This window comes from Pseudomonas japonica (genome assembly GCF_900188455.1).
Lineage (GTDB): Bacteria > Pseudomonadota > Gammaproteobacteria > Pseudomonadales > Pseudomonadaceae > Aquipseudomonas > Aquipseudomonas japonica.
Window position 1 is genome coordinate 1 of the sequence record NZ_FZOL01000011.1, and the last position, 26,395, is coordinate 26,395.

Below are 26,395 nucleotides of genomic sequence, written 5' to 3' on the forward strand. Positions count from 1 at the left end.
GTTGTGCAGGCGCCAGGCCACGGCATGCGGGATATGGAAGAACAGTTCCCAGAAGTAGCGACCGTTGGCGCCATGGAAGTCCATCAACTGCTTGATCCCCTCCGCCGGCAACGCCGTCTCCTCGATGTGCTGGGTATCCCAGCTGAGCAGGGCATCCACCGACACCATTGCCCGGGCCACCAGTTCCTTGGCGAACAGGGTATTCAGGCGCACGTAGCGCAGGCCTTTCAGGCCCAGACTCTCCAAGTCGAGAAAATGCCCGCCACGGCTGGTGACCAGCAGCGGGGCCGCGGGAACGGACGGCGGAAACGTGACGTCGTAATGATTTACGGACTCAAGCCCTACCTCCGGGAAGCCAAGGGACACCACTATCGGCTCGCTGCCATCCACGGTCAGCGTCTTCACGTCGGTTTCCAGCTTGCCGTTGAACTGGCGCCTGTACACCCGACGCCAGGGCTCCTCTCCTTCCTGGTATATGGTCAGGACGAAATCCGACGTGTACGGGTATTCGTAGCCCAGCACAAGATTCGAGCGTCCATATATGCGGACATGCGGCCCGTTGTCATCGAGCCCCATGCTGCAGCTCAGAAAAATCCTGTTGTTGAGCTGGCCGACGACAGCATACTTGCCGCTCGGGTTGTTGCGGACCTGCACGTGCATCGGCGCATCGGTCGCCAGCGGGTGCTGCAAGCCATTCGGGGGTTCGATGAAGTGGTAGATACCGCTGACGATCCGCTCGATCAGGGTGCCATCGCCGCCGTCCTTTTCCACCATCCCCTGGAACAGCACGTTGAACCGCAGATCCAGGGCCAGCCCCTCGGCGGTGAGCCCACTGACGCTGGTAAAACCGATGACGATCTTCTTCGCCTGCGGATCGGCTTCATTGACGAAGGCAACCAGGCGGGGGTTCCGAATTACGCCGTCCTGCTCCAGCCGGTAACTCATCGGCACCGACCAGGTGCCTTCCAGCGAGCGGTATGCCAGCTTCACCGTGTAGCACCGGACTTCCTCCTGCAGCCCCGGTAACTCGGCGCGCGCCGCGGGCACCGGACGCTGCTCGCGATGCTGCTCGACCCAGACCGCATACAGGCGGCCGTCCAGCACCAGCGGACGCATGAGCACCACGTCGTGCCCCTTGGGCACCTCCACCGGCATCCATTCGTCCCAGGCGGTGGGGCTCAGGTAGTCGTCGTCCTCGGCACGCGCCGCCTCCGGGTCGTCGAAATACACCGCGACCTTGCGCCAGAACCAGGCCCGCGGTTCGACGTTCTCGCGGCCGATGAAGTAGTAGTCGGCCTTGCGAAAATCCAGGCCGTCGATGTAGCCGCTGATGATCTGCAGGTTGCTGATGCGCTCGAAGCGGTCCAGGTAATGCACCAGCGCCCGTTGCACCGAATCCTTGGAGATGCGGCTCTGATCGGTATTGCCGATGAACTCGCGAAAGGCCTCGGTCTGCTTCAGGCGCAGGCTCGGCACCAGGTAGTTTTCCGGATAGTCGCGCAGCTTCTGGTTGGCGCCCCACACCGAATACTCGCTCTTGGCGACGCGCCACTGCTCCTGCTCGCGGCCTTCGAGCATGCCCAGGTAGCCAGGCTCCATGCCGTTGAAGATGGCGTGGATGTACTGCTGCAAGCTCGCCATGCCCATGGCGATACGGCTGGTATCGACCTGGGCGCTGACCTGGTTGTCGATCAGGAGGAATTCGTAGAGGTCCTGCTCGGTGACCAGGCCGCGGGCACCTTCGACCGGGTGCTGTGGGACGATCTGGCCGAGGTAGTAGGCGACCAGCGCGTCGCGGTGGTCTTCGGCGAGGGTGGCGAAGAGCGGGTTCATGAGTCTTCTCCCTTGGACATGTCTTCGGTTACATCGGTATAGTTTTTGCCGATCAGCCAGACAATTTCGTTTTCGGGCTTGTCATACAAGCCGACCGTCAGGACAGCCGGCAACTTAGGTCTCCCCATTCCAGCTGAGGCCGTGAACCCTTCAGGTGCGGTGGGGAATGTGGCCGTGTAGCCGTACTGGCTACATCTGAAGCTGAGACCCCACTGGTGATCCACATGACTGAACAACCGGCCTTCCCGGCGGATGAAGTGGGCCGCCCCCGTGATCCGGTCTTCCGTCAGCGATGTGACACTTACCGTGATGACCGCCATTTCCCAGACCCGCAAATCCAGGGTCCTGTAGAAATCAGCGAGGCCAATCGGCAGGGCAGCCGTGGTCTTGGCTGCCGATTGGCGGGTGTCGATCTCGACATGGGTACGTCCTTCCCCATCGGTTACCCCCGCACTCCGGAACTCGACACCATTGACCAGGCTCCTGCCCACCAGCAGCGACACTCCCGCAATCGGCCCTTCGGCATCGTGCAGTTCCAGGGTGCAGCGAGAGACCCCTCCCTGATCGACGACGAAATCGTTGTAGTGATGAAAGATCCCTGAGTCCTCGACCGCCACCAGCGTCAACGTGGCATCGCTGATGATCCGTTCCGCCGTAAAGGTATTCGACCCCGCGAACTGCACACGTTTTTCCAGATCGCCAATTGCCTGGAAAGTGCAGCGTGACCCGATCTTCCCGGCGTCTCCATTGAACGCTGGCGCATACAGCCAGAGCGGGTCTTCCCCGTGGGTCGTCAGCGGCACCTCGACCGGTTCGCTGGCACCGTCCAGGGTCAGCCGCAGGGTCCGATGACCCTCGCGCAAGCTGGGCGGCAGCGTGCCATTGCGCCGTTTCAGGCGCCCGGACAGTCCGGCAGTGGTCGCGGAAGCGGCAGGGCCGCGGAAGAAATGCAGCTCGCTCTTCTCCAGATCCAGCAGATAGCGCAGGCCTACCCAGATGTTCAGCGTGGTACCGAGGTTGGAGGTCACGTGCAGGCGCATGTGGTTGTTGGAGGGATCGCTGTTGGGCAGGAACGCCGCGTTCGTGCAGTCGATCCTGAGGGTGACCTTGCCGTCGGCGTCGCAATGGAGGGTTTCGCCAAGAGGCGGGTCGAACACCACACCCAGCGCGACGGGATCCGCGTAGTCATCCAGGGTCAAGGTCAGGCGAGCGCCATCGTCGCCCACTCCGTCGATGCGCTCGGCAAAGACCAGCAGGTCGGAAGACAGCCCGGGGTCGACCGCGAATATCACCCTTTCGGCGTCCGCCAGCACGATACCGGGGCTGTCCGGTCCTGGCTGCGCACGCAAGCGGGTGTGGGGCACCACCACCTGCACCTTGAAATCGAACTGTTCACCTTCCTTCACCCCACGCACGGTGATGAGATGCTCTCCCAGATCCTCCTCACGGAAGAATCGCTGGTAGCCTGCCGAGCCATCCGCGCTGGTGTAGGTCGTGGCCAGCAATTCTTCTCCTGCCCACCAGGTCACCGGATAACCCGCCGCCGCCGGCTCCAGTCGCACCGAGAAGGTTGCCGGGCGGGCCTGATGCAGACCGAAGTACTGCTCGGCGGGCTCCATCTCCACCAGGGTCGGCAACTGATGAACCGTGGTCCGCGCCGACGACAGCGGCTTGAGGTCCTTGTGGGCGAACCGGGCGTTGATGGTCAGCGTCACTTCGCCCGGTTCGGCGGCCAGGTAGGTGATGACCGCGATGCCGTCGGCGTTGCTGATGCTGCGGTCCGGCTCTTCGACGAAGCTGCCGAAGTCCGCCGACCACAGCACAGTCACGGTGCGCTGCGGACTGCCGTCGAGGTTGACCACGCGACATCTTGCGGTGGTGGGCTGGCCGGCAGCGACCGGTCCATCGAAACGCACGTACTGGAAGTACAGTTGTTCGAGGAAGGTCACCGGATCGAAGCTTTCCTGTTCGCCGTTGATCGGCAGCTCCGCCATCACCGTCGCCACCCCGGACGACAGGCTGCGCAGGCGCGCACTGGCGAAGCCTTCGCCATCGGTGCGGGTCTGCGGGCGCTCGAAGATACCCAGGTCGGTGCTCCACTGCACGATCTGGTCACGCCCCGGGTTGCCGTGATCGTCGAACACTCGCAGGTGGAAATCGACGCTGTCGAGATTGCCCGCCAGTGCCTCGTCGGGCTGGCGCACGGGTTCGGAGATGTACAGCGATTCCAGATCGCAGTCGATATGGACCAGCGGTGCGAGGATCTGCCGGTCGAGGCCGAAACGGGCGATCACCTGTGCCGCGCCCATCTCCTCCCCGGCCTGCAGGTCGATCCAGACCTGGCCATTGACGTCGGTGCTGCTGGACGACGGTGCGTCCAGGCGTGACAGGTTGGTCTCCCAGGCCACGCTGATGTTGGCCAGCGGCTCGCCGAGAAAGTTCTTCACGGTCAGCAGGCAACGGGCCTTGGCGTCCGTACGCGCCACCAGGCGCTGGGTATCCACCACGATCCACGACGTCTCGCTCTGGCCCAGTTCGCCCTGGATCGGTACGGTCGGTGCTTCGAGCGCTGCGGTGAGGCTGCTCAAGGCACCTTCGGCGGCCGAACGATAGACTTCGCGGCTGCTGTTGCCGCGCAGCGCGCCCAGTTCCACGGCTGCGGCGGTACCCAGTTGCAGGGTTTCGCAGGCCAGGCGCACACGCACCAGATGATCCATCTGCCGCACGCTGGAGATCAGGCCATTGCCGCTGATCTCCAGCGCGGTTTCGAGAATGTCGCGGATGCCGAAGCCGGTGAACTGGGTGATCTTGCCGGCGGCATCCTCGCGGATCAGACGCAGGTCTTCCTCGCTGAGGTCCGGCGGCAGGTCCGCGACCAGCTTGAGGTAGTCCAGCAACGCCTGTTCGGCCTGGCGGGTGAACTCCAGCAGATGGCGGTACTGCACCAGCAGGTGCAACTGGGTGAAGGTGATGTCCGTGGCAGGCTCGTCGCCGCCAGCGCCCTCGAACCACTCGCGATGTTGCCACCAGCAGCGCAGGGCCAGCGGACTGAGCGCCAGGCGTTCGGCGATGAGCATGCGCCGGGTCAGGCGCGCGAGCAGCGCCAGGATATCGTCGCCAACCGGGATAGGCAGGAGGTCATTGCCATCGAACAGCCGCAACACCTCTTCAAGCAACTGGTAGCTGCTGCCGTCCGCCCAGCCGAGCAGTTCCTGGCTCAGCTCGGCGCTGCCGCCGAACAGGTTGGCCAGCGCCTCCCAGACCAGGCTGCGCTGCGCCGAGCGCGCGTCCATCACCAACTGGAAGACCCGCACCAGCACGCCAGGACCGTCGGGCAGCTCAAGGTCGGCGACGATGACCTCGATCCGCGCACGCAATGCCGCCTCATAGGCGACATCGTCGGGATCCTCGCCGCGCTCGAGGATCAGCCCCGCCGGCGAGACGAACAGCTTCAGTTGCTGCAGCCAGTCGATCTCGACAGGCACATCGACACCGGCTTTCATCGGGATGCCGGCATCGCGAAAGCTCGCCTCGCTGAGGATCGCCGGCGGCACGCGCCCGGCGATCTGCCGCAGCAGGTCCAGCTCGCGCTCGCTGGCCGCGGCCACCGGGGCCAGCGGCATCAGTTGCTGGTACAGCCAGGCGACGTCGAGGGCGTTGTCGCGCAGCCATTGCACGGTATCGGCCAAGGCCTGCACCACGCTGAGGGTATCGCTGAGTTCACTGTGCTGATGCACGACCAGGCGGGTCGTCACCAGGCACGAGACGTACTGGTGGCCGCGCTCGCCCATCAGCTGCAGCAGGGCCAGCGCCTCGACGCTGCTCAAGCCCAGCCAGGCGGGCAGACGCACCAGGCGGTAGAACGCCGAGACCACGGCGTGTGACCAGTACAGGCTGTCTTCATCCTCGCCTGCGGTTTTCGCCGGTTGCCGGGACTGGGCGATATAGCGGGCGAGGTACAGATAGGTCTCGAAGTTGATGCCCAGCGCACTGCACAAGTGGTGGATCCTGCGGTACTGCGCATCGTTTTTCGGAACGATGCTGAACACACTGTCATCCAGCACCAGCGGCTCGCTGAACAGCGTCGGATCATTGAACACCCGGTCGAACTGCGGGACCGCGCTGCCCCGGGCATACAGGGCGACACCGCTCAGCAGCGCGGCAAAGTCCTCGGCGCTGACCTTGAAATCGCGGCGCAGGCGACGGAACAGCCCCAGGGCCCGCAGGGTGTTCTCGCTGATCTCGCGGCCGCGACCGGCCTCGCCGTGCTCGGCCTGCAGGGCCGCAGCGACGATCAGGTCGGCGTCGGCAAAAGGCAGTTCGACCCAGCGCGCCAGGCGGATCATGCGCTGCATGCGGTCGAAGTGATCGGCCTTCCAGTCGCTCAGGGCATGCTCGCCATCGACGCTGACAATGCCGATGCCAGGCTCGGTGCCGGCGTTGATATACACCGAGCCGAAGCGGGCCGGCGTCGGCGCCGCGAGTCCCGGCACATTGGGCGACGCCACCGGCGCATGGCGCTCGATGGAGAACAGCGATTCGACGCCGTCCTGGTCCAGTCCGGTGCGCAGGCAGAAGGCGCTCAGCGGCAGCAACTCTTCGGCTTTCGTCACGCCGTAGTGGCGCTGGTAGAAACCGCTCTGCAAGGTGTGCAGCGACTCACGCAGCCCGCTGCGCGGGTTTACCCGTACCTGCACCGAACGCGCACTGACCCGCCGCGCAGCGCGAGGGAAATACGCCGCTTCGAGCAGCAGCGCGCGTTGCTCCGGTCCGATCGCCATGTCCAGTTGCAGCGCCTCGTCGGAACGCGGCGAATGCAGCCCGCCGCGACAGAAATACGGGAAGTCCGGATCGAGCTGGCGAATCAGCTCGCCCAGGCTGTAGCCCTTGCGCTGGAGAATGGCGTTGATCTGCGACATGTAGCGTTCGAACGGCAGGCCGAACGGATAACGCGCCAGCAGCAGCGCATCGTCCACCGTGAGGCTTTTCTGGTTGTGGTCGTCGAGGTGCTTGCGCGCCGCGCGCTCGAGGATTTCGTTGACGATGCCGATGGTCGGTTCGACCCGCTCCAGGCTGTGGTTGTCGAGCATCAACGTGGCCAGGTCGGGACGCCGCGCGGCGAGAAAGACCGGCTTGCCCTCCTCCTGGTTGGCCTGCGGCTCGATGACCTGGGTCACCCACTGGAACAGTGCGGTCAGGTAGGCGGCTGGCGAGGTGGTGGCCTCGATCGCGTCGGGCGGGCAGTTGTCGCCCCAGTTGGGATTGAACTGGCTGTCGAAGGTCGGCCCTTCCAGCAGGGCGCGCAGACCGGTGCGCCAGGGCGGGCTGGGGATCTCGACCTGGGCGGTCAAGCGCTGCTCGCGATAGTGCCGCGCCGCCAGCACCGCCAGGGCCGTGGCGCGCTGGTGCACCCTGTGTGCCTCGTCGCCGTCGAGCCCGGGAACCCGCTTCATCAGGGCCTCGACGCCGCCTCTGGCGATCTCGAACGCCGAGCCCAGGCCGGCCTGCAAGAGTTGCCCGGCCTGGCCGGGGCGGGTGGCGATACGGGTCAGGGAATCGCTTTCGGGTGCCGTTCTGCGCCGGGCCATGAACAGGATCTCCATCGACTGTGGCGACACTTGCGGCCGCCGGTTCGATGAAGCTAAACAGCCCTGTGAGTTCCCGCTACTGACAGAAATACCAGGTAGGGCCTGAAACCCGCATGGCTACGGGCTTGCGGGTTCTACCCAGGCTCGCTGACCACGCGGTTGCGGCCAGCCTGCTTGGCGGCGTACATCAACTCGTCGGCACGCTTGAGGGCCTCGGCGCTGTCAGCGCCGGCAACGCAGCGGGCCACGCCCAGCGACACGCTGACATGCCCGACCGGCTCCAGCCGCGTCGCTTCCACCTGCCGGCGCAGGCGCTCGGCCACTTCGCCGGCCGCGGCGATCGTGGTGTCCGGCAGCAGCAGGAGAAATTCCTCGCCGCCCAGGCGAAACGCCAGGTCGCCCTCCCGCGAACACTCGCGCAACACCCCGGCCAGCCGCGCCAGCACCTCATCGCCGACATCGTGGCCATGGCTGTCGTTGATCGCCTTGAAGTGATCGATGTCCAGGGCGATCGCCGCGAACGGCCGGGCCTGCCCATCGATCACCCGCAGCGCGTCGGCCAGCGCGCGACGATTGAGCAACCCGGTCAGCGGGTCGGTCTGCGCCTGCAGGTTGAGATGGCCCATGCGCTCCTGCATCACGTTGATCCCGCGCAGCAAGGCGCGCTTGATATGGTCGGCCTCGAAATACCAGGCGCGCACCCGGCGAATGCGTTCCGGCGAGCTGCTGGCGTTCATCGCGTTGGCGTTGTCCGCCAGTTGGCGCAGCGGTCGGGTGATCAGGCGGGTCATCCACCAGATGCCGACCAGCCCGAGCAGGCCGACCGGCGCGGTGCCCCAGAGCATCTGCCACATCAGGCGGTCCAGCGGCGCCACGGTGTCGCGGTAGGGTTTCTGCGAGACCACGCCCCAGCGGGTCAGGGGAATGCTGGCGTAGCCGGCGAGCATTTCCACACCTTGGGAGTTGGTCACCTGCATGGCTCCGCTCGCGCCCGCGAGCAACTGGTCCACCGCCGGATTCGCCCCGACCACGCTGCCGACCCGGTCGAACTGCGGGTGATAGAGCAGGCGGCGATTGTTGTCGACCACGTAGCTCAGGGTGCCGTCGCGGTAGAAGTGGTTGCTGATCAGGGTGTGCAGGATGCCCTTTTCGCGCAGGTACAAGGCACCACCGACGAAGCCCAGGTAGCGCTTGTCGGCATCGAACACCGGGTGGGAGACGAACACCACCAGGTTGCCGGTGCTGGAGGTATAGGCATCGCTGATCAACGGCGCGCGGCTGTTCAGCGCGTGTTCGGCGCCGCTGGAGGTCAGGGCCTGGCCGTCGTGCAACAGCGACGGCGGCCAGGCCGCGAGGACATGACCGCTGGCATCGACGATGGTGATCGCATTGAAGCCCTGGTCCTGCTCCTGGATGCGCCGGGCTTCGGCGTGCAGCAGACGCGGGTTGCTGAAGTCACGGCTCATCTGCGCGACGCTGTAGGCCAGTTGCTGCTGCGACGACAGCAGAAAAGCCTCGATGCTCGACGCCACCTTGGCCGCGTAGGCGCGGTTGGCTTCCAGGGCGTTGTCCACCAGCACCTGATGCTGCACCTTGCGCGCCGCGTAGAAACTGTTGGCCAGGGTCACCCCGGCGGTGACCAGGGCGAACAGCAGGATGATCTTGCGCAGGTCGATGTGCTTGAAGGTCATTGGGCCCTTTCCCAAGCGAAGTCCTCAGAACGATAGAACAATTGTTGTAGGAGATATCCGCGAACCGGCTACGACAGCGAAAATCGCCAGCAGTTGCCGCCAGGCCTTGTCAGCCTTTTCCCATACTCAGGGCGGGAGAACTTCCCTTCCCCGGGGAAGCCATCAGCAGACTGTCCGACAATTCAACAACATGACGCCGGGTTCACAATCCGCTGTCATTGTCCCGTCGGCCTTGGCGCAATTGACATCAGATAGCCATCAACCATTCTTGATCCCGCGACCGCACCCAGGGACCGGGAGCCGGGATGCGCCGTCGGGCGTGGTCGCCTTGCCAACCCATGATCCAAGGAGAGTTTCATGTCCGGAACGACCAATACCATCGACGTGCTGCTGATCGTCGACGCTGACAACCTGCTGAGCACCGGGGATGTCGCCGGCTCGGTGTCGCTGCTGGTACAGCGCAATCTGGTGGACCCGAACGCCACAGGCAACCAGCAGGACGGCGGCAATGAACTGTGGTTCGACGTCAAGCGCGGCGACAACGTGCGCTGGCGTGCCACCACCCTGTCGCGCAACTTCGATACCACCGCGCTGATCACCGACGTCATCCAGGGCGACCCCAACCAGGGCGGCCACTATGACGGGCAGATCTCGACCCCGAGCTACCTGCCGTTCTACGACGTGCCGGTGGCTTACCTCGAAGGCACCAACCCGCTGAAGGTCGGCTCCAACGCGGTGACCGTCACCGTATGGCAGGCCACCGCGGAAAAACCGGGGAAACTCTGGTATCAGATCCAGTTCTCCCTGCTCAACCAGGAAACCCAGCAAGTCGGCGGCCCTTACATCTGGGACCCGTACATCACTGTCAACAACTGATCCTGCTGAAACGGCTCACCCCACGGCATACGCCAGGGTGAGCCATTGCACCAAGGTCGCGCCCCTCCCCTGCAACATTTTGTTCAAACCAACGGGCCAATTGATTATGCTGGCGGGCTTATGCCATGGCGCATCGCCACATCGACAAGTACCCGCCCATGAAAGTATTCATCGTCCTGCTGTTCGTCGTTTCAATCGCCTACGTGCATTTTCGCGGTCGCGTGCGGCACAAGATCACCCGCCAGCTGGGTGACCACTCCAGCTTCCTGGCGCCGGTCAATGCCTTCCTCTATCTGTTCTCCAGGCTGCCGGCCAAACCGTACCTGCCGACCGAGTCGTTCCCGGAGCTCAAGCCCCTGCAGGACAACTGGCGGGAGATCCGCGAGGAAGCCCTGCAACTGCTGCATGTCGGCGAGATCAAGAGCTCGCAGAACTACGACGATGTCGGCTTCAACTCGTTCTTCAAGAGTGGCTGGAAGCGCTTCTACCTGAAGTGGTACGGCGAGAGTCACCCTTCGGCGATGAAACTCTGCCCGCGCACCACCGAACTGCTGCAGAGCATCGGCACGGTCAAGGCGGCGATGTTCGCCACCCTGCCGCCGGGTTCGAAGCTGGTGCGCCACCGCGATCCGTATGCCGGTTCGTACCGTTATCACCTGGGCCTGGACACGCCGAACGACGAAGCCTGCTACATCTGCGTGGATGGCGAGAACTACCACTGGCGGGATGGCGAGGCGGTGATGTTCGACGAGACCTACATCCACTACGCCGCCAACCAGACCGAGCACAACCGGGTCATCCTGTTCTGCGACGTCGAGCGGCCGTTGAAGTACCGCTGGGCGACCGCGTTCAACCGCTGGTTCAGTGCCAATGTCATGGCCGCCGCCGCGGCACCGAACGATGCCGGGGACAAGACCGGCGGGATCAACCGGCTGTTCACCCGCATCTACAAGATCCGCGAGCGCGGCAAGGCCCTGAAGAAGCGCAACCGGGCGCGTTACTACGCCGAGAAATGGGCGGTGGTGGCGGCGATTGCGCTGGTGTTCATCTATATCTGATGTTCAGGGTGGGGCCGCCAGGTGCCTGTCTTGAGTGTTGTAGCGCCTGTGAGATCGAGCGCCGCCCGCGCGGCGCATCGCGAGCGCGCTCGCTCCTACATTTTTTGCAACGTACCTATGCCTGACAGGCCATGGTTGACCGCCTTGTATGCACGACGCGGTATCGCGTCGACCCCAACCGCTTCCTCGCGATAAATCGCCAAGCGCCAAAGGCTGGCAACGCCGCTCTCACAGGCCATGGCACGTTGCAACAAATGTAGGAGCGAGCGCGCTCGCGATGCGCCGCGCGGGCGGCGCTCGATCTTGAGAGCACCGCAAGCCTTAAGACAGGCCCCTACCAGCGCCCCCCTATTTGAAGATCGTCAACACAATCCGCACATCCTCCTCCCCGACATTGCGAAACCAGTGCTCGCAATCCCCGCGCACCGTCGCCGTGTCCCCTTCGCGCAACACCACCACCTGATCCCCGGCATTCACCTCCAGCGTTCCGGCGATGATGTGGAAAATCTCCCGCGACCCGCTCTTGTGCGGCGAGAACTTCGCCGATGAAGCCCCTGGCGGCACGGTATAGGACAACAGTTCCAGATCCGGCCCGGGCCGCGCCAGGGCCAGCCTGACGATCCCGGTCTCGGCGTCGACGAAGCGCAGGTTCTCCCCCGCCCGGGTCACCTCCGTCGGCGCCTGCTCGATCAGTTCGGACAATTCGCAGCCCAGCCCGCGGGCGATGGCCAGGGCATTGCGCAGGCTCGGGCTCAACATCCCGCGTTCCAGGCGCGACAGCGCCGCCGCCGACACCCCGCTGTTCTGCGCCAGTTGGTCCAGGGTCACCCCCAGTTGCAGGCGCCGCTGGCGTACCGCGGTGCCGAACAGGTCCTGCTCGGTTTGCTCGTCTGTGTCTCTCATGTTGTTCCTGTCATCTTGCAAATTGCTTATCCGCAAATATAATTGCGAAAAAGCAAATGTCGAGTCCATGAAATGAATGCCCTTCTCGCCGCATCCCCCGTGTTTTCCTCGATCCTCGCCCTCGGGCTCGGCATCCGCTCGCTGCACGCGGCGCTGCTGGGGGTGCTGGCTGCGCTGTTGGCGACCATTATTGCCTTTCCGCTGGGTGCAGCGGAAATCGGCGTAGCCGCGCTCAAGTGGCTGCCGCTGGTGGTCGAGGTGGTCCTGATCGTCGGTGGTGGGCTGCTGATGTCCGAGGTGCTGCGTCACGCCGGGGCGCAGGCGGCGCTGGCCAACTGGATCAAGGGCCGCGCCGGCACCGGTGTCGGCGCGGTGCTGCTGGTGGTGCATGGCATCACGCCGTTCGCCGAGTCGGTGACCGGTTTCGGCATCGGCGTGACCATCGGCATCCCGCTGCTGGTGTTCATGGGCCTGCCGGGGCGGCATGCCGCGCTGATCGGTCTGCTCGGCCTGTGCGCGGTGCCCTGGGGTTCGATGGGACCGGGCACGATGATCGCCGCGGGCCTGGCCGGCCTGCGTTTCGATGAACTGGGCGTAGCCTCGGCGGCGCTGAGCATCCTGCCGTTCGCGGTCAACGGTTGCGTCGCCGCGTGGCTGGTCAGCCAGCCGGGCCAGCGCCCGCGGGCAATGCTCCTGGCCCTGGGCTCGGCGCTGATCCTGACCCTCGCGGTAGGCCTGTCGAACCTGGCCTTCGGTACCGCGCCGGCCGGGGCACTGGGCAGCGTGGCGATCATCTGCCTGCACCTGCTGCGTGGCGCCAAGACTGGCGAGGCGCTGCTGCCCATCGGCCGGCGTGCCCTGCAGGCGTACGGACTGCTGCTCGGCGGTGTCCTGGTGGCCGGTAGCGTGGTGCGTTTCAGCGGGCTCTCCGAGGCCTGGCACTACGTCGCCTCGCCGGCCCTGTGGCTGTTCGTCGCGGCGCTCTGGTTCAGCGCCGGGCGCCCGCCCGCCGAGCCCCTGGCGCGGGCCTGGAGCGCCTGGTTGCAGGTCGCGCCGGTGACCGCACTGTTCATCGTCATGGGCATCGTCATGGCGGTCAGCGGCACCGCGGCCTATCTCGCTCGATTGCTCGCGGAAATCGGATCCGGCTACCTGGCGATCTCGCCCTTCGTCGGCGCCCTGGGCGGATTCGTCACCGGTTCCAGCAGCGGCTCCAACGCCATGTTCGCCGCGACCCAGGCGGAGATCGCCCGCTCGCTCGGGGCGAACCTGCTGCTGTTCATGGCCACCCACAACGTCGCCGCGGCGATCTCCATCCTCGCCTCGCCGGGCAAGATCGAAATGGCCCTGCAGCTGGCTGGCGACGCGGCGACACAGCGCCGCTGGGTGCAGCGCATGGCCATCGCCGTGGTCCTGTGCAGCGCCGGGCTGATGGCGCTGGTCAACGTGCTGGCCGGCCGCTGGTTCTAAAGCACTAGCGGCTCAGGCCCAACGACCATTGGCGCGGTGCGCGTCGAGCGACTAGCTTCACTGTTCGATCGATCGCAACCCAACGAGGTGAACACGATGAGCATGATGGACTGGGATGGTTACCGTAAGCAGTTGATGGCCGGCATCGGCGATCTGAAACAGCTCTCCCCCGACACCGTGGCGGGCTACATGACCGCCAGTGGCGCGGGGGCCAAGACCAATCACCTGGATGCCAAGACCCGTGAGCTGATTTCCCTGGCGGTGGCCGTCACAACCCGCTGCGACGGCTGCATCGCCGTGCATTCGCAGCAGGCGGTCAAACATGGCGCGACCCGCGAGGAAATCGCCGAAGCGCTGGGCGTGGCCGTGGCGATGAATGCTGGTGCGGCGCTGGTGTATTCGGCGCGGGCGCTGGATGCGGTGGGCAAGGCTGGCGAGTAGGTTCTGGCGGGGGGCTGGTAGGAGATGGTGTCAAGGCTGCCAGGTGCTCGCCGTGACCAATGCAGCGCCCTTGAGATCGAGCGCCGTCCGCGCGGCGCATCGCTGTGCATGGCGACATCCTTCTAGCGCCCTCAAGATCGAGCGCCGTCCACACGGCGCTTCGCGAGCAAGCTCGCTCCCACAGTTTGTTGCAACGAACCTATGTCTGTCAGGCCATGGTTGACCGCCTTGTTGGTTCGACTCGATATCCAGGTCGAGCGCAATGGCCTCTCTGCTGACACCAGTCATGCACCAAGGCTGACAACCCCAATCCCACAGGCCATGGCGCGTTGCAACAAACTGTGGGAGCGAGCTTGCTCGCGAAGCGCCGTGCGGACGGCGCTCGATCTTGAGAGCGCTGCAAAAACTCAAGACAGGCACCTGAAGACTCAAGACAGCCACCTGACAGCCTTGATGCAAAAACCCCATCCACTAGAATGCCCCCCACCCCGCCACAACGAAGAATCCCCCCATGCTGCAGATCCGCCCGATGACCGCCGCCGACTTCGACCGTTTCTGGCCCACCTTCCAGGCCATCATCGCGGCCCGGGAAACCTACGCCTACGACCCCGCCATGACCCAGGACCAGGCTCGCCAGCTCTGGCTCGACGCCCCCCTGCACACCCTGGTCGCCGAGGAACACGGCGAACTGCTCGGCGCCTACTTTCTCAAGGCCAACGCCGCCGGCCCCGGCAGCCATGTCGGCAACTGCGGCTATATGGTCAGCGAAGCCGCCCGCGGCCGCGGGATCGCCCGGCAGATGTGCGAGCACTCCCAGCAACTGGCCCGCGCCTGCGGCTTCCTCGCCCTGCAGTTCAACTCGGTGGTGGCCAGCAACGAGGTCGCCGTCGCCCTGTGGAGCAAGCTCGGCTTCGAAACCGTCGGTCGCCTGCCCAAGGCCTACCGCCACGGCCGCCTCGGTCTGGTCGACTGCCTGGTGATGTACAAGTGGCTGGGCGAGCCCGAGCAGCCGAAGCTGATCGGCCGCAAGAACATCGAGGCCGTGGTCTCGCGCCGCCGCGGCCGCTGACATGGAACAGCGCATGCTGCGCGATGCCTTCGCCGGCCTCAGCGTGTTCTTCGCCGTCGCCGAGGAACGCAGCTTCACCCGGGCCGCGGCGCGCCTGGGACTGTCGCAGACCGCCGTGAGCCACTCGGTGCGCACCCTCGAAACCCGCCTTGGCGTACGCCTGCTGTCGCGCAACTCGCGCAGCGTGGTTCCCACCGAGGCCGGCGAACGCCTGCTGCGCAACGTCGCGCCGCAGATGGCGCAGATCGATGCCGAACTGGCCGCCCTCGACGAACTGCGCGACCGCCCCACCGGCACCCTGCGCATCACCGCCTCCGACCACGCCGTGCGTTCGGTGCTGATGGGCAAGCTCAAACGCTTCCTGCCGCAATACCCGGGAATCAAGGTGGAGATCTCCACCGAAAACGCCCTGGTGGACATTGTCGCCGAACGCTTCGATGCCGGCGTGCGCCTGGGCGACTCCCTGGCCCAGGACATGATCGCCGTGCGCATCGCCGCGGACATGCGTTTCGCCCTGGTCGCCACCCGCACCTGGCTGGCCAGCCATCCCGCGCCGCAGTCGCCAGAGGAGCTGGTGCGGCACAACTGCATCAATCTGCGCCTGGCCACCCACGGCAACATCTGGCCCTGGGAGTTCGTCCGCGACGGCCGTGCGCTGAACGTGCGAGTCGACGGCCAACTGACCTTCAGCAGCATCCTCGACTGCCTCGACGCCGCCGTGGCCGGCCTCGGCCTGGCCTACGTGCCGGAGGAAATGGCCGCACCCTGGCTGCGCTCCGGGCACCTGGTGCGCCTGCTGGAGGCGTACTCCCCGACCTGGCCCGGCCTGCACCTGTACTACCCGAGCCGGCGCCAGCCCTCGGGGGCCATGGCCCTGCTGATCGCCGCCCTGCGGCTGGACGCGGACGAGCCGATTCATCGATTGCGTTCATAGCTGCATGCGCGTCATGCGGGTTTCTCCATCGATCCCCGATCACTAGAGTCGCAGCCCCGTCACCCGCCACCTGAGAGCCCGCCCCCATGGCCAAGGAACCCTACAGCCAACTCCTCGCCCTGATGGCCGTGGCCCGCGAGCGCAACTTCACCCGCGCGGCGGCGCAACTGGGCATGTCGCAATCGATGCTCAGCTACACCATCCGCGAGATGGAAAAGCGCCTCGACATCCGCCTGCTGACCCGTACCACCCGCAGCGTCGCCCTGACTGAAGCCGGGGAACGCCTGCTCGACGCCGTCGGCCCGCGCCTGAGCGATATCGAGGCGCAACTGCTGGCGGTGGCGGAGCTTGGCGACACCCCCGGCGGCACCCTGCGCATCACCGCCAGCGATCACGCCATCGACACCCTGCTCTGGCCGAAACTCGCGCCGCTGCTGCACCGCTACCCGCGCCTGCACCTGGAAATGCACTCGGACTACGCCCTGACCGATATCGTCCAGGGCCGCTACGATTTCGGCGTGCGCACGGGCGACAGCCTGGCGAAGGACATCTGCGCGGTGCGCATCGCTGCGGACTTTCGCCTGGTGATCGTCGCCGCCCCGGCGTACCTGGCCGAACGCACGCCGCCGCGCACCCCGGAAGAACTGATGAACCACGACTGCATCAACCTGCGCCTGCCGACCCTGGGCAATCTCTACGCCTGGGAGCTGACCCACGGCGAGCGCGAGCTGAACGTGCGGGTCAGCGGACGCCTGGTGTTCAACGGCATCTACCAGGTGTTCAACGCCGCCGTGGCCGGGCACGGGCTGGCCTATGTCCCGGAGGACCTGGCCGCTCCGTATCTGCACAGCGGCCGCCTGCTGCCGGTGCTGCCGGACTGCTGGCGAACCTTTCCCGGCTTTCACCTGTACTACTCCAGCCAGCGCGAGGTCTCGCGGGCGATGGGGTTGGTGATCGAGGCCCTGCGCTACGACGACGGGCACGCGCAAAGCACCCATTCATCAATCTGATCGCTAGCCGCTAGCGAACCGGCCCGCTCATCGCTTTCGTACCCCTGTGCTAGCGTTTCCTGACCGGGCGATGCGCCTTTTCGCGCACACATACCTAGAACACGCCCCCAACCGACCGATGACTGGTGAGCCCCATGGACCTGCGAATCAACCAACAGACCTATCAGGTCGACGCCGACGCGGACACGCCCCTGCTCTGGGTGATCCGTGACGACCTCGGCCTGACCGGGACCAAGTACGGCTGCGGCCTGGCCCAGTGCGGTGCCTGCTCGGTGCTGATCGACGGCAACGTGGTGCGCGCCTGCGTCACGCCGGTGGCCGCCGTGGTCGGCCGCGAGATCACCACCATCGAGGCGGTGGAAGCCGACAGCGTCGGCAAGCGCGTGGTCGACGCCTGGGTCCGCCACCAGGTGGCCCAGTGCGGTTACTGCCAGTCCGGCCAGGTAATGGCCGCCACCGCCCTGCTCAAGCACAACGCCCGACCCAACGATGCCGAGATCGAGGCGGCGATGGTCAACCTGTGCCGCTGCGGCACTTACAACGCGATCCGCGCCGCGGTGCACGACGTCGCCAATGCCGGGGAGAACGCATGATGAGCGAGGAAAGCCTGCCACTCGGCGCCCCCGTCAACCTCTCCCGCCGGCGCTTCCTGCTGGCCAGCGCCGGCATCACCGCAGGCGCGCTGGTCCTCGGCTGCGGCATCCCGCTGGGCATCGGCCGCGTCGAAGCGGCCAGCGCCGGCGCCGGCTCGATCCAGGTCCCGGCGCTGCTGGAAATCCGCCCGGACGGCCGCGTGCGCCTGCTCTGTTCGTTCATGGAAGGCGGCCAGGGCATCTTCACCGCCATGGCGCAGATCGTCGGCGAGGAACTGGACGCCGACCCCGCCAGCTTCCTGGTGGAAGCCGCCCCGCCCGGCCCGCCGTTCGTGGTGATGGACAACGGCATGCGCATCACCGGCGGCAGCATGTCGGTACGCACCAGCTATCCGACCATGCGCAAGCTCGGCGCGCTGACCCGGGCCATGCTCCTGCAGGCCGCCAGCGAGCGCCTCGGCGTGGCGCCCGGTGAACTGAGCACCGAGCCCGGCCGCGTGCTGCATGCCGCCTCGGGCCGCAGCGTCGGCTACGGCGAACTGGCCGAACGGGCCATGGACCTGCCGGTGCCGGACGCCGACAGCATCGCCCTGCGCGACCCGAGCCAGTTCCGCTGGATCGGCAAGCCGGTCAAGCGCGTCGATGCCTACGACAAGTCCACCGGCAAGGCCGTGTACAGCATCGACATCAAGCTCGACGGCATGCTTCACGCCGCCGTGCAGCACGCGCCGCGCCTGGGCATGACGGTCGGCGAGGTGCGCAACGAAGCCCAGGTCAAGGCCATGAAGGGCGTGCATTCCGTGCATCGCCTGCCCGGCGCGGTGGCGGTGGTCGCCGAACGCTGGTGGCACGCCAGGCGCGCGGCGGAAGCCGTGCAGGTGGACTGGCGGGAAGCCGGCGCCGACACCCAGGTGCGGCCGATGCCGGCGGATTTCTCCAGCGACGCCTTCCGCGAGCGCCTGGCCAGCGCAACCGGGCCGGCCCGCGATGCCGAGACCGAGGGCGACTTCAGCACGGCCTGGAGCAGCGCGGCGACCCGGGTCGAGGCCACCTACCACAACCAGTACCTGAACCACGCCCAGCTCGAACCGCCATCGGCCACCGCGCGCTTCAACCCGGACGGCAGCCTCGAGGTCTGGCTGCCGAACCAGGCGCCGGACATGTTCCGCGCCGATATCGCCAGGCGCACCGGCCTAGACACGGACAGGATCACCCTGCATTCGCCGCTGCTCGGCGGCTTCTTTGGCCGGCATTTTCTCTACGACAGCGCCAACCCCTACCCGCAGGCGATCGCCCTGGCCAAAGCCACCGGGCGTCCGGTCAAGCTGATCTGGAGTCGCGAGGAAGAATTCCTGCGCGATGCCCTGCGGCCCATGGCCGTGGTCAAGTTCCGCGCCGCGCTGGACCAGGAGGGCCTGCCCGTGGCCCTGGAAGCGGTCAGCGCCACCGAGGGCCCGACCGAGGCCATCGCCGGCAAACAGGGCGACAAGGTCGACCCGAGCGCGGTCGAGGGGCTGGCCGGCAAGTCCTACGCCATCGCCCATCGGCGGGTTGCGCAGATCTACGTCAAGGGCCCGGCGATGCTCGGCTACTGGCGTTCGGTGGGCAACTCGATGAACGACTTCTTCTACGAAGCCTTCCTCGATGAGCTGGCCGACCAGGGCAAACACGACCCCTTCGAGCTGCGCCTGAAACTGCTGCGCGACAACCCGCGCCTGACCACCCTGCTGCAGGCGGTGGGCGAGCTGTCCGGCGGCTGGAAACGCGGGCCCTATGTGGCCGCGGACGGTTCGCGGCGCGCCCGGGGCGTGGCCATGGCCTCGCCTTTCGGCTCGGAAGCGGCGGTGATCGCCGAGGTGTCCATCGAGCAGGGCCAGGTGCGCGTGCACGATATCTGGCAGGCCATCGACCCCGGCAGCATCGTCAACCCGGCGATCGTCGAGGCCCAGGTCAATGGCGCGGTGTCCCTGGGGCTGTCCCAGGCGCTGGTGGAGGAAGCCGTGTATATCGACGGCAAGCCACGGGCGCGCAACTACGACCTGTACCCGATCCTGCCGGCGTCACGCATGGCCCGGGTGCATGTGAAGATCATCGAGAGCGGGGCAAAAATGGGCGGGATCGGCGAGCCGCCGCTGCCGGCCACCGCACCGGCGGTGGCCAATGCCGTGGCGCACCTGACCGGCCAGCGCATCCGCAGCCTGCCGCTGTCGCGCTACACCTTCAGCTAAGGGAGCGGCACCGATGACTGCACGACGACTGCCAAGAACCCTTGGCCTGCTGGCCATGCTGTGCCTGCTGCTCGCCGCCGGACTGGCCTGGTACGTGACCCGCACTCCGCCCTCGCCGTTCGCGGCGCAGGCGGACGCGCCGGTGGACGAGCAGTGGGTGCGCCGCGGCGAATACGTCGCCCGTGTCGCCGACTGCGTGGCCTGTCACAGCCTGCCGGACGGCAAGCCGTTCGCCGGCGGGCTGAAGATGGACACGCCGCTGGGCGGGATCTTCGCCACCAACATCACCCCGGACCGCGAACACGGCATCGGCGCCTACAGCCTGGCCGACTTCGACCGCGCCGTGCGCCATGGCGTGACCCCGGATGGCCGCCGGCTGTACCCGGCGATGCCCTACCCGTCCTACGCCAAGCTCAGCGACGACGATGTGCGGGCGCTGTATGCCTTCTTCAGCAAGGGCGTGGCGCCGGTGGCGCAGGCCAACGCGCCGGGGGAGATTCCCTGGCCGCTGAACCTGCGCTGGCCGATCGCCTTGTGGAACGGCCTGTTCAGCGCATCCGCGCCCTACGCCGACAAGGCCGGCGAGGATGCGCTGTGGAACCGTGGCGCCTATATCGTCGAAGGCCCGGGGCATTGCGGCAGTTGCCACACCCCGCGCGGGCTGGCGTTCAACGAAAAGGCCCTGGATGGCAGCCGCCCGACGTTCCTTTCCGGTGCCCTGCTCGATGGCTGGTACGCACCGAGCCTGCGCGCCGATCCGAATACCGGGCTGGGGCGCTGGAGCGAAGAAGAGATCGCGCGGTTCCTCAAGACCGGCCGCAACCAGCACGCGGTGGTGTTCGGATCGATGACCGAGGCGTTCAACAACTCCACGCAGTTCATGAGTGACGAGGACCTGGCGGCGATTGCCCGCTACCTCAAGTCGCTGCCGGGGGATCCGCGGCGCGACGGGCCGCCGTGGCAGTACCAGCAGGCCAGGGCCGACGCCCCGGGCGCGCAGACCTACGCGCTGCGATGTGCGTCCTGCCATGGTGCGGACGGGCGCGGCCAGGGCGAATGGATGCCGCCGCTGGCGGGAGCTTCGTCGTCCATGGCACGGGAGCATGCGTCGAGCATCAACATCACCTTGAACGGCGCGCAGCGCGTGGTCGCCGCCGGGGTGCCGGATGCCTACCGGATGCCCGCGTTTCGCGAGCAGCTGTCGGACCGGGAGATTGCCGAGGTGCTGAGTTTCGTGCGTACCGCGTGGGGTAATCAGGGTGGTGCGGTGGAGCTTGGGGCGGTGAAGGAACTGCGCGAGAAGACCGACCCGGCGAGTCCGAGCCCGATCGTGTTGCGGATGCGCTGAGCCGGTTTTCAGGTAGTGGAATTGAGGGTGTTGCTGATGGATTCATCGTTGTATGGGGATCTATACATCTTTGAAGCTTGGCGGGGGAGCGCATCATGGCCAACAGGTGCCTGTCTGGGGGCTTGCAGCGCTCTTGAGATCGAGCGCCGCCCGCGCGGCGCATCGCGGGCAATGCCCGCTCCCACATCTGTTGCAACGTGCCATGGCCTGTGGGATTTGAGTTGTCAGCCTTTGTTTTTTCGGCGATGCATCGCGGGGAGGCTGTTGGTTCGACTCGGTATCGAGTCGAACCAACAAGGCGGTCAACCATGGCCTGTCAGGCATAGGTACGTTGCAACAAACTGTGGGAGCGAGCTTGCTCGCGAAGCGCCGTGTGGACGGCGCTCGATCTTGAGGGCGCTAGAAGGGTGTCGCCATGTACGGCGATGCGCCGCGCGGGCGGCGCTCGATCTTGAGGACGCTGCAAGCCCCCAGACAGGCACCTGGCAGCCCTGACGCGGTCCCCCACCAGGCCTTCAGAACGGGACCATCAGACCACGCCCGCAGTCCAACCCACACCCAATTCAACAGAGGCACACCATGGAAAGCATCGACCTCCTGGTCCTGCGCACCCTTCACGACTGGCTGGCCAGCGGTCATCGCGCCCTGCTCGCCACCGTGGTGCGCACCTGGGGCTCCTCGCCGCGCCCGGTCGGCTCGATGATGGCCCTGCGCGCCGATGGCCGGGTGGCCGGCAGCGTCTCCGGCGGCTGTATCGAAGACGATCTGATCCACCGCTACACCAGCGCCTACCAGGGCCCCGGCCTGCCCGACGAAAACACCCGCCTGGTGCGCTACGGCATCGACGCCGACGAAGCCCACCGCTTCGGCCTGCCCTGCGGCGGCACCCTGGAAATCGTCCTCGAATTCGCCCCGTCGGTGGACAGCCTCGCTCAGCTCCTGCGACAGCTGGACGCCGGCCATCTGGTACGCCGCAGCCTCGACCTCGCCAGCGGCCAGGCCAGCCTGGCAACCACCCAGTCCCCGCAGCAGTTCAGCTTCGACAAGCGGCGCATGATCAACACCCTGGGCCCTGGCTACCGCATGCTTCTGATCGGTGCCGGCGCCCTGGCCGAATACCTCGCCACCATGGCCCGGTTCAACGGATTCAAGGTCAGCGTCTGCGACCCGCGGCCGGAGTACATCGAGGCCTGGAGCCTGGAGGGCGTGGACACCCTGGTCGGCATGCCGGACGACATGGTCCGCGCCTTCGCTCCGGACCAGCGCAGCTGCATCATCGCCCTCAGCCACGATCCCCGGCTGGACGACCTGGCCCTGCTCGAAGCCCTGCACAGCCCGGCCTTCTATATCGGCGCCATTGGCTCACGGCGCAACAGCCAGAGCCGGCGCGAGCGCCTGATCGAGCACTTTGGCGAAACCGAAGCATCGCTGAAGCGTCTGCATGGACCGATCGGCATCTATATCGGCAGCAAGACCCCGGCGGAGATCGCCGTGAGCGTGATGGCCGAGGTGCTGGCGAAGAAGAATGAAGTGGCGTTGCCGCGGGAGTTGTCGGTGGTGGGGGCGAAGGAGGAGCGGGAGCGCCGGGTGCGGGCAGGGTGAGCACGGGCTGCCGCCAAGGGTGGAGCACGATCCAGCCCTTGGGCGCAATCGTGTCGGGGGCGGTCCCGCCCAGGTAGACGGCCGGACCGCAACGAATCCGGCCCAGCCCGCGCTCCGCGCTTCCTGCACGGCGGCAGACAGAGCAAACCCCCTCAGCGCTCCCTCAGACTCTCGTCCACGTACTGCTGCAACGGACTGAGGAAGTAATCGATGACCTTGCGCCGGTCGGTCTTGATCTCGACCGTGACCGACATGCCCGGCGACAACGCCACCTGCTGGTCGCGCACGCGAATGTAATCCTTGAGCAGACGCACGCGGCTGCTGTAGATCAAGCCGCGCTTTTCATCCTCGATGGCATCGTTGGAGACGCTGAGCACCTCGCCTTCGACCGTGCCGTACTTGGTGAAGGTGAACGTCTCGACCTTCACGCTCGCCTGCTGGCCTTCACGGACGAAACCGACGTCCTTGTTCTCCAGCATCGCCTCGACCTCCACCGGTTGGTCGCTGGGCACCACGACCATCAGCGCCTGCGCCGCCGTGACCACACCACCGACGGTATGGATCGCCAGTTGCTGCACGGTGCCATCCACCGGCGCGACGAGGCTCATCAGGTGGTCGCGCTGCTCGGCCTTTTTCAGTTCCTGGGTCAGCGAGGCGGCTTGCTGCTGCGCCTGCTGCTGCAGGTCGAGCATGCTGCGCCGGGTCTGCGCCAGGGTGCCCTCGCGGCGCCGCTCGGCTTCCTTGCGGCTGGCGGAAAGCTCGACCACCCGCGCCTGCTGCACGGCCAGGTCGCGTTCCTGGTCGAGCAAGGCCTGCTGTTTTTCCAGGTAGGCGTGGCGCGGCACGTACTGCTGTTCGAGCAGGACACGATAATCCTCGGCCAGGCGGCGGGTGATCGGCAGGGTCTTCTGCAGGGAGGCGAGCATGGCCCGGGCCGACTGGATTTCCGCCGAACGCTGGTCGATCTCGGCACTCACCTGGTCCAGTGCGCTGCGCATTTCCAGGTACTGGCCCTGCAACCAGCGCTGGGCGGCCTGCACCTGCTCGGGCCCGGCGTCGGGCAGGTAGGCGGCCAGCGGACCAGGCTCCCGGTTGTCGTGGATCGCGTCGAGCAGGGCACTGGCCCGCGCGCGGTCGACCTGCGCGGCCAGCAGTTCGCTGCGCAGGCGCGTGACGTCGGCGCCCGAGACACTGGCATCGAGTTCCACCAATACATCGCCGGCCTTGACCTCCTGGCCGTCGTACACCCGGATCGCCTTGACCACCGCCACCTCGCTCGGCTGGATGGTCTTGCTCTTGCCGCTGGCGACCACCTTGCCGCGCGCGGTCGCCACCACCTCGATCTCGCCCAGGCACGCCCAGGCCAGCGCCAGCACGGCGAACAGCAGGATCACCCACTGGATATAGCGCGGCGCCGGATGCACCGGCTGTTCCTGCAGGGCCAGCGCCGCCGGCAGGAACTGCACCTCATGGGCCAGGCGCGGCGCCGCGTCCAGTTCCTTGCGCCGACGCCAGGCCTGGCGCCAGGCATATCGGTAGCGCTGCCAGAGTTCACGTTTGGCGGAGGGTTCAGCCATGCTCATTCATCCTTGCTGCATACGGTGCAGACGCGAGTAGTACCCCGCCTGGAGGGTCAGCAACTGCGCGTGGCTGCCCTGCTCGACGATCTGTCCGCGGTCCATCACCACGATGCGATTGGCATCGCGCACCGCCGAGAGCCGGTGGGCGATGATGATCACCGTGCGGCCCTTGCAGATGCTCTGCATGTTCTGCTGGACGATCCGCTCCGACTCGTAGTCCAGGGCGCTGGTGGCCTCGTCGAAGATCAGGATGCGCGGGTTGCCGATCAGCGCCCGGGCGATCGCCACGCGCTGCCGCTGACCGCCGGAGAGCGAGGCACCGTGTTCGCCGACGACGGTGTCGTAGCCTTCCGGCAGTTCCAGGATGAAGTCATGGGCACCCGCCATCCGCGCCGCGTGCATCACCGCCTCCAGCGGCGTGCCCGGATCGCTCAGGGCGATGTTCTCGCGGATGCTGCGGTTGAACAGCATGTTGTCCTGCAGCACCACGCCGATCTGCCGGCGCAACGACGAGACATCGGCCAGCGCCAGGTCCATGCCGTCCACCAGCACCCGCCCCCGCTCCGGCACGTACAGGCGTTGCAGCAGGCGGGTCAGGGTGCTCTTGCCCGACCCCGAGCGACCGACCACGCCGATCACCTCGCCCGGTTCGATGACCAGGCTGACGCTGCGCAGCACCTCGGAGCCGTCGGGCCGGTAGCGAAAATGCACCTGGTCGAACTCGACACGGCCCTTGAGCGCCGGCAAGGCACTGCGGGTCGTCTGGGACAGTTCGGTCTGGGTATTGAGAATGTCGCCCAGGCGCTGCACCGACACCCCGGTCTGCTGGAAGTTGGTCCACAGCTGGGCCAGGCGCATGATCGGCTGCGCGACCCTTCCGGCGAGCATGTTGAAGGCAATCAACTGGCCGACCGTAAGCTGCCCGTCGATCACCAGGCGGGCACCCAGCCACAGCGTGGCCACGGTCACCAGCTTGCCGATCAGCGACACGCTTTCGTTGGCGATGGTGGACAGGGTCTGGGTCTTGAACCCGGCGCTGACATAGGCCGCCAGCTGGTTGTCCCATTTGCGCGTGACCTGCGGCTCGACCGCCATCGACTTGAGGGTGTCGATGCCGTTGACCGTCTCGACCAGGAACGCCTGGTTTTCCGCGCCGCGGGCGAAGCTTTCGTCGAGGCGGGCGCGCAACAGCGGGGTGATGAACAGCGAAACGATGAAGTACAGGGGCAGCGACAGCACCACCACCAGGGTCAGCCAGCCGCTGTAGAAGAACATCACGGCAATGAACACCACCGAGAACAGCACATCCAGCAGCAGGGTGATGGCATTGCCGGTGAGGAAGCTGCGAATGTTCTCCAGCTCGCGTACCCGGGCGACCGAGTCGCCGACCCGGCGCGCCTGGAAGTACGAGAGCGGAAGGGTCACCAGGTGACGGAACAGCCGCGAGCCCAGCTCGACGTCGATGCGGCTGGCGGTGTGGGCGAAGACATAGCTGCGCAGGCCGCTCAGGGTGGTCTCGAACAGCATGATGCCGAGCAGGCCGATCGCGATCACATCCAGGGTGGTCAGGCCGTGGTGCACCAGCACCTTGTCCATCACCACCTGGAAGAACAGCGGCGTCAGCAGGGCGAAGATCTGCAGCACGAACGAAACCAGCAGGACTTCGCCGAGCAGCTTGCGGTACTTGACGATGGCCGGAATGAACCAGGTGAAGTCGAACCGCGACATTTCGGCCGCCAGCGAGGCCTGGGAGCGCAACAGGATCATCTCGCCGCTCCAGCGGGCCTGCAGTTGCTCGCTGTCGATCAGTTGCGGGCGCTGGGCCAGCGGGTCGTGGATCAGCACCTTGTCCTGGTCGACCCGGGCGATGATGAAGAAACCGCCGTCGTTGCCGCAGGCGATGGCCGGCAATGGCGTGCGGGCCATGCGCTCGTGGGTGGTGCGGATCGCCCGCGCCTTCAGGTCGAGCTGACGCGCGGCGAGGAGGATCTCGCTCCTGCCGAAGCGCTCGCCCTGCGCCAGATGCTCATGGGCCAGTTGCTCGGGAGACACCGCGACATTGTGAAAGCGCGCCAGCATGGCCAGGCACGCCAGTCCGGTATCCACCGCGTCACGGGTTTGGCTCGGGTCGGCCTCTGATTGCTGCATAAGTGCTTCCGTGCTGAGGATTC

17 protein-coding genes are annotated in these 26,395 nt (G+C 66.4%); 11 read left to right on the top strand and 6 right to left on the bottom strand.

Annotation, left to right across the window (positions count from 1 at the left end):
- The 3 genes from CHB99_RS14855 to CHB99_RS14865 all read right to left on the bottom strand — a co-directional run.
- A partial coding sequence (locus tag CHB99_RS14855) for a neuraminidase-like domain-containing protein (RefSeq protein WP_249299705.1) occupies positions 1 to 1,833 on the bottom strand: 1,833 nt, incomplete at its 3' end.
- On the bottom strand, positions 1,830 to 7,421 hold the full coding sequence (locus CHB99_RS14860) for a Tc toxin subunit A (protein WP_167335894.1): 5,592 nt from the start codon (positions 7,419 to 7,421) through the stop codon (positions 1,830 to 1,832). The genes CHB99_RS14860 and CHB99_RS14855, both read right to left, overlap by 4 nt.
- 134 nt (positions 7,422 to 7,555) lie before the next feature.
- A complete protein-coding gene (locus CHB99_RS14865) occupies positions 7,556 to 9,112 on the bottom strand; it encodes a sensor domain-containing diguanylate cyclase (protein WP_042130462.1) in 1,557 nt (518 codons plus the stop codon).
- A gap of 357 nt (positions 9,113 to 9,469) precedes the next feature.
- On the opposite strand from CHB99_RS14865, the gene CHB99_RS14870 reads away from it, so the two are divergent.
- Both CHB99_RS14870 and lpxO read left to right on the top strand, forming a co-directional pair.
- Positions 9,470 to 9,988: an AidA/PixA family protein gene (locus CHB99_RS14870; RefSeq protein WP_042130464.1), complete on the top strand. Its 519-nt coding sequence runs from the start codon at positions 9,470 to 9,472 to the stop codon at positions 9,986 to 9,988.
- A gap of 158 nt (positions 9,989 to 10,146) precedes the next feature.
- Positions 10,147 to 11,046 (top strand): lipid A hydroxylase LpxO, encoded by a 900-nt coding sequence (gene lpxO, locus CHB99_RS14875; RefSeq protein WP_042130467.1) that lies wholly within the window; start codon positions 10,147 to 10,149, stop codon positions 11,044 to 11,046.
- A gap of 348 nt (positions 11,047 to 11,394) precedes the next feature.
- Here lpxO and CHB99_RS14880 read toward each other — a convergent pair whose 3' ends face one another.
- Entirely contained in the window at positions 11,395 to 11,949 is a 555-nt protein-coding gene (locus CHB99_RS14880) for a helix-turn-helix domain-containing protein (protein ID WP_042130753.1), read from the bottom strand.
- Between the two features lie 72 nt (positions 11,950 to 12,021).
- On the opposite strand from CHB99_RS14880, the gene CHB99_RS14885 reads away from it, so the two are divergent.
- The 9 genes from CHB99_RS14885 (at position 12,022) to CHB99_RS14925 (ending at position 22,644) form a co-directional block, all read left to right on the top strand.
- Complete coding sequence (locus CHB99_RS14885; protein WP_042130752.1) at positions 12,022 to 13,419, top strand: L-lactate permease; 1,398 nt, start codon at positions 12,022 to 12,024, stop codon at positions 13,417 to 13,419.
- Positions 13,420 to 13,515: 96 nt separating this feature from the next.
- Complete coding sequence (locus CHB99_RS14890; RefSeq protein ID WP_042130750.1) at positions 13,516 to 13,860, top strand: carboxymuconolactone decarboxylase family protein; 345 nt, start codon at positions 13,516 to 13,518, stop codon at positions 13,858 to 13,860.
- A 511-nt stretch (positions 13,861 to 14,371) separates the two neighbouring features.
- Positions 14,372 to 14,929, top strand: a complete 558-nt coding sequence (locus CHB99_RS14895; RefSeq protein WP_042130659.1) for a GNAT family N-acetyltransferase — start codon at positions 14,372 to 14,374, stop codon at positions 14,927 to 14,929.
- A 13-nt stretch (positions 14,930 to 14,942) separates the two neighbouring features.
- The gene (locus tag CHB99_RS14900; RefSeq protein WP_377697403.1) at positions 14,943 to 15,863 is read left to right on the top strand and encodes a LysR family transcriptional regulator; all 921 of its coding nucleotides are present in this window, start codon (positions 14,943 to 14,945) and stop codon (positions 15,861 to 15,863) included.
- 86 nt (positions 15,864 to 15,949) lie between these two features.
- Complete coding sequence (locus CHB99_RS14905) at positions 15,950 to 16,873, top strand: LysR substrate-binding domain-containing protein (protein ID WP_042130656.1); 924 nt, start codon at positions 15,950 to 15,952, stop codon at positions 16,871 to 16,873.
- A gap of 134 nt (positions 16,874 to 17,007) precedes the next feature.
- Positions 17,008 to 17,466 carry a (2Fe-2S)-binding protein gene (locus CHB99_RS14910; protein ID WP_042130654.1) on the top strand — a complete coding sequence of 153 codons (459 nt, stop codon included), beginning with the start codon at positions 17,008 to 17,010 and terminating at the stop codon, positions 17,464 to 17,466.
- On the top strand, positions 17,466 to 19,694 hold the full coding sequence (locus CHB99_RS14915; protein WP_377697406.1) for a xanthine dehydrogenase family protein molybdopterin-binding subunit: 2,229 nt from the start codon (positions 17,466 to 17,468) through the stop codon (positions 19,692 to 19,694). The genes CHB99_RS14910 and CHB99_RS14915 overlap by 1 nt, the downstream gene beginning before the upstream one ends.
- Before the next feature lie 13 nt (positions 19,695 to 19,707).
- On the top strand, positions 19,708 to 21,042 hold the full coding sequence (locus CHB99_RS14920) for a c-type cytochrome (protein WP_042130650.1): 1,335 nt from the start codon (positions 19,708 to 19,710) through the stop codon (positions 21,040 to 21,042).
- A gap of 579 nt (positions 21,043 to 21,621) precedes the next feature.
- Positions 21,622 to 22,644, top strand: a complete 1,023-nt coding sequence (locus tag CHB99_RS14925) for an XdhC family protein (RefSeq protein ID WP_042126805.1) — start codon at positions 21,622 to 21,624, stop codon at positions 22,642 to 22,644.
- 152 nt (positions 22,645 to 22,796) lie between these two features.
- On the opposite strand, the gene CHB99_RS14930 is transcribed toward CHB99_RS14925, so the two are convergent.
- Both CHB99_RS14930 and CHB99_RS14935 read right to left on the bottom strand, forming a co-directional pair.
- On the bottom strand, positions 22,797 to 24,227 hold the full coding sequence (locus tag CHB99_RS14930) for an HlyD family type I secretion periplasmic adaptor subunit (protein WP_089266557.1): 1,431 nt from the start codon (positions 24,225 to 24,227) through the stop codon (positions 22,797 to 22,799).
- Positions 24,228 to 26,372, bottom strand: coding sequence for a type I secretion system permease/ATPase (locus CHB99_RS14935; RefSeq protein WP_042126803.1), 2,145 nt, complete (start codon positions 26,370 to 26,372; stop codon positions 24,228 to 24,230).
- Positions 26,373 to 26,395 lie beyond the last annotated feature (23 nt).

Bases quoted from the DNA above. Each gene is read 5' to 3' on its own strand.
- CHB99_RS14860 (WP_167335894.1), bottom strand. From the start codon at position 7,421: ATGGCCCGGCGCAGAACGGCACCCGAAAGCGATTCCCTGACCCGTATC.
- CHB99_RS14865 (WP_042130462.1), bottom strand. From the start codon at position 9,112: ATGACCTTCAAGCACATCGACCTGCGCAAGATCATCCTGCTGTTCGCC.
- CHB99_RS14870 (WP_042130464.1), top strand. From the start codon at position 9,470: ATGTCCGGAACGACCAATACCATCGACGTGCTGCTGATCGTCGACGCT.
- lpxO (WP_042130467.1), top strand. From the start codon at position 10,147: ATGAAAGTATTCATCGTCCTGCTGTTCGTCGTTTCAATCGCCTACGTG.
- CHB99_RS14880 (WP_042130753.1), bottom strand. From the start codon at position 11,949: ATGAGAGACACAGACGAGCAAACCGAGCAGGACCTGTTCGGCACCGCG.
- CHB99_RS14885 (WP_042130752.1), top strand. From the start codon at position 12,022: ATGAATGCCCTTCTCGCCGCATCCCCCGTGTTTTCCTCGATCCTCGCC.
- CHB99_RS14890 (WP_042130750.1), top strand. From the start codon at position 13,516: ATGAGCATGATGGACTGGGATGGTTACCGTAAGCAGTTGATGGCCGGC.
- CHB99_RS14895 (WP_042130659.1), top strand. From the start codon at position 14,372: ATGCTGCAGATCCGCCCGATGACCGCCGCCGACTTCGACCGTTTCTGG.
- CHB99_RS14900 (WP_377697403.1), top strand. From the start codon at position 14,943: ATGCTGCGCGATGCCTTCGCCGGCCTCAGCGTGTTCTTCGCCGTCGCC.
- CHB99_RS14905 (WP_042130656.1), top strand. From the start codon at position 15,950: ATGGCCAAGGAACCCTACAGCCAACTCCTCGCCCTGATGGCCGTGGCC.
- CHB99_RS14910 (WP_042130654.1), top strand. From the start codon at position 17,008: ATGGACCTGCGAATCAACCAACAGACCTATCAGGTCGACGCCGACGCG.
- CHB99_RS14915 (WP_377697406.1), top strand. From the start codon at position 17,466: ATGAGCGAGGAAAGCCTGCCACTCGGCGCCCCCGTCAACCTCTCCCGC.
- CHB99_RS14920 (WP_042130650.1), top strand. From the start codon at position 19,708: ATGACTGCACGACGACTGCCAAGAACCCTTGGCCTGCTGGCCATGCTG.
- CHB99_RS14925 (WP_042126805.1), top strand. From the start codon at position 21,622: ATGGAAAGCATCGACCTCCTGGTCCTGCGCACCCTTCACGACTGGCTG.
- CHB99_RS14930 (WP_089266557.1), bottom strand. From the start codon at position 24,227: ATGAGCATGGCTGAACCCTCCGCCAAACGTGAACTCTGGCAGCGCTAC.
- CHB99_RS14935 (WP_042126803.1), bottom strand. From the start codon at position 26,372: ATGCAGCAATCAGAGGCCGACCCGAGCCAAACCCGTGACGCGGTGGAT.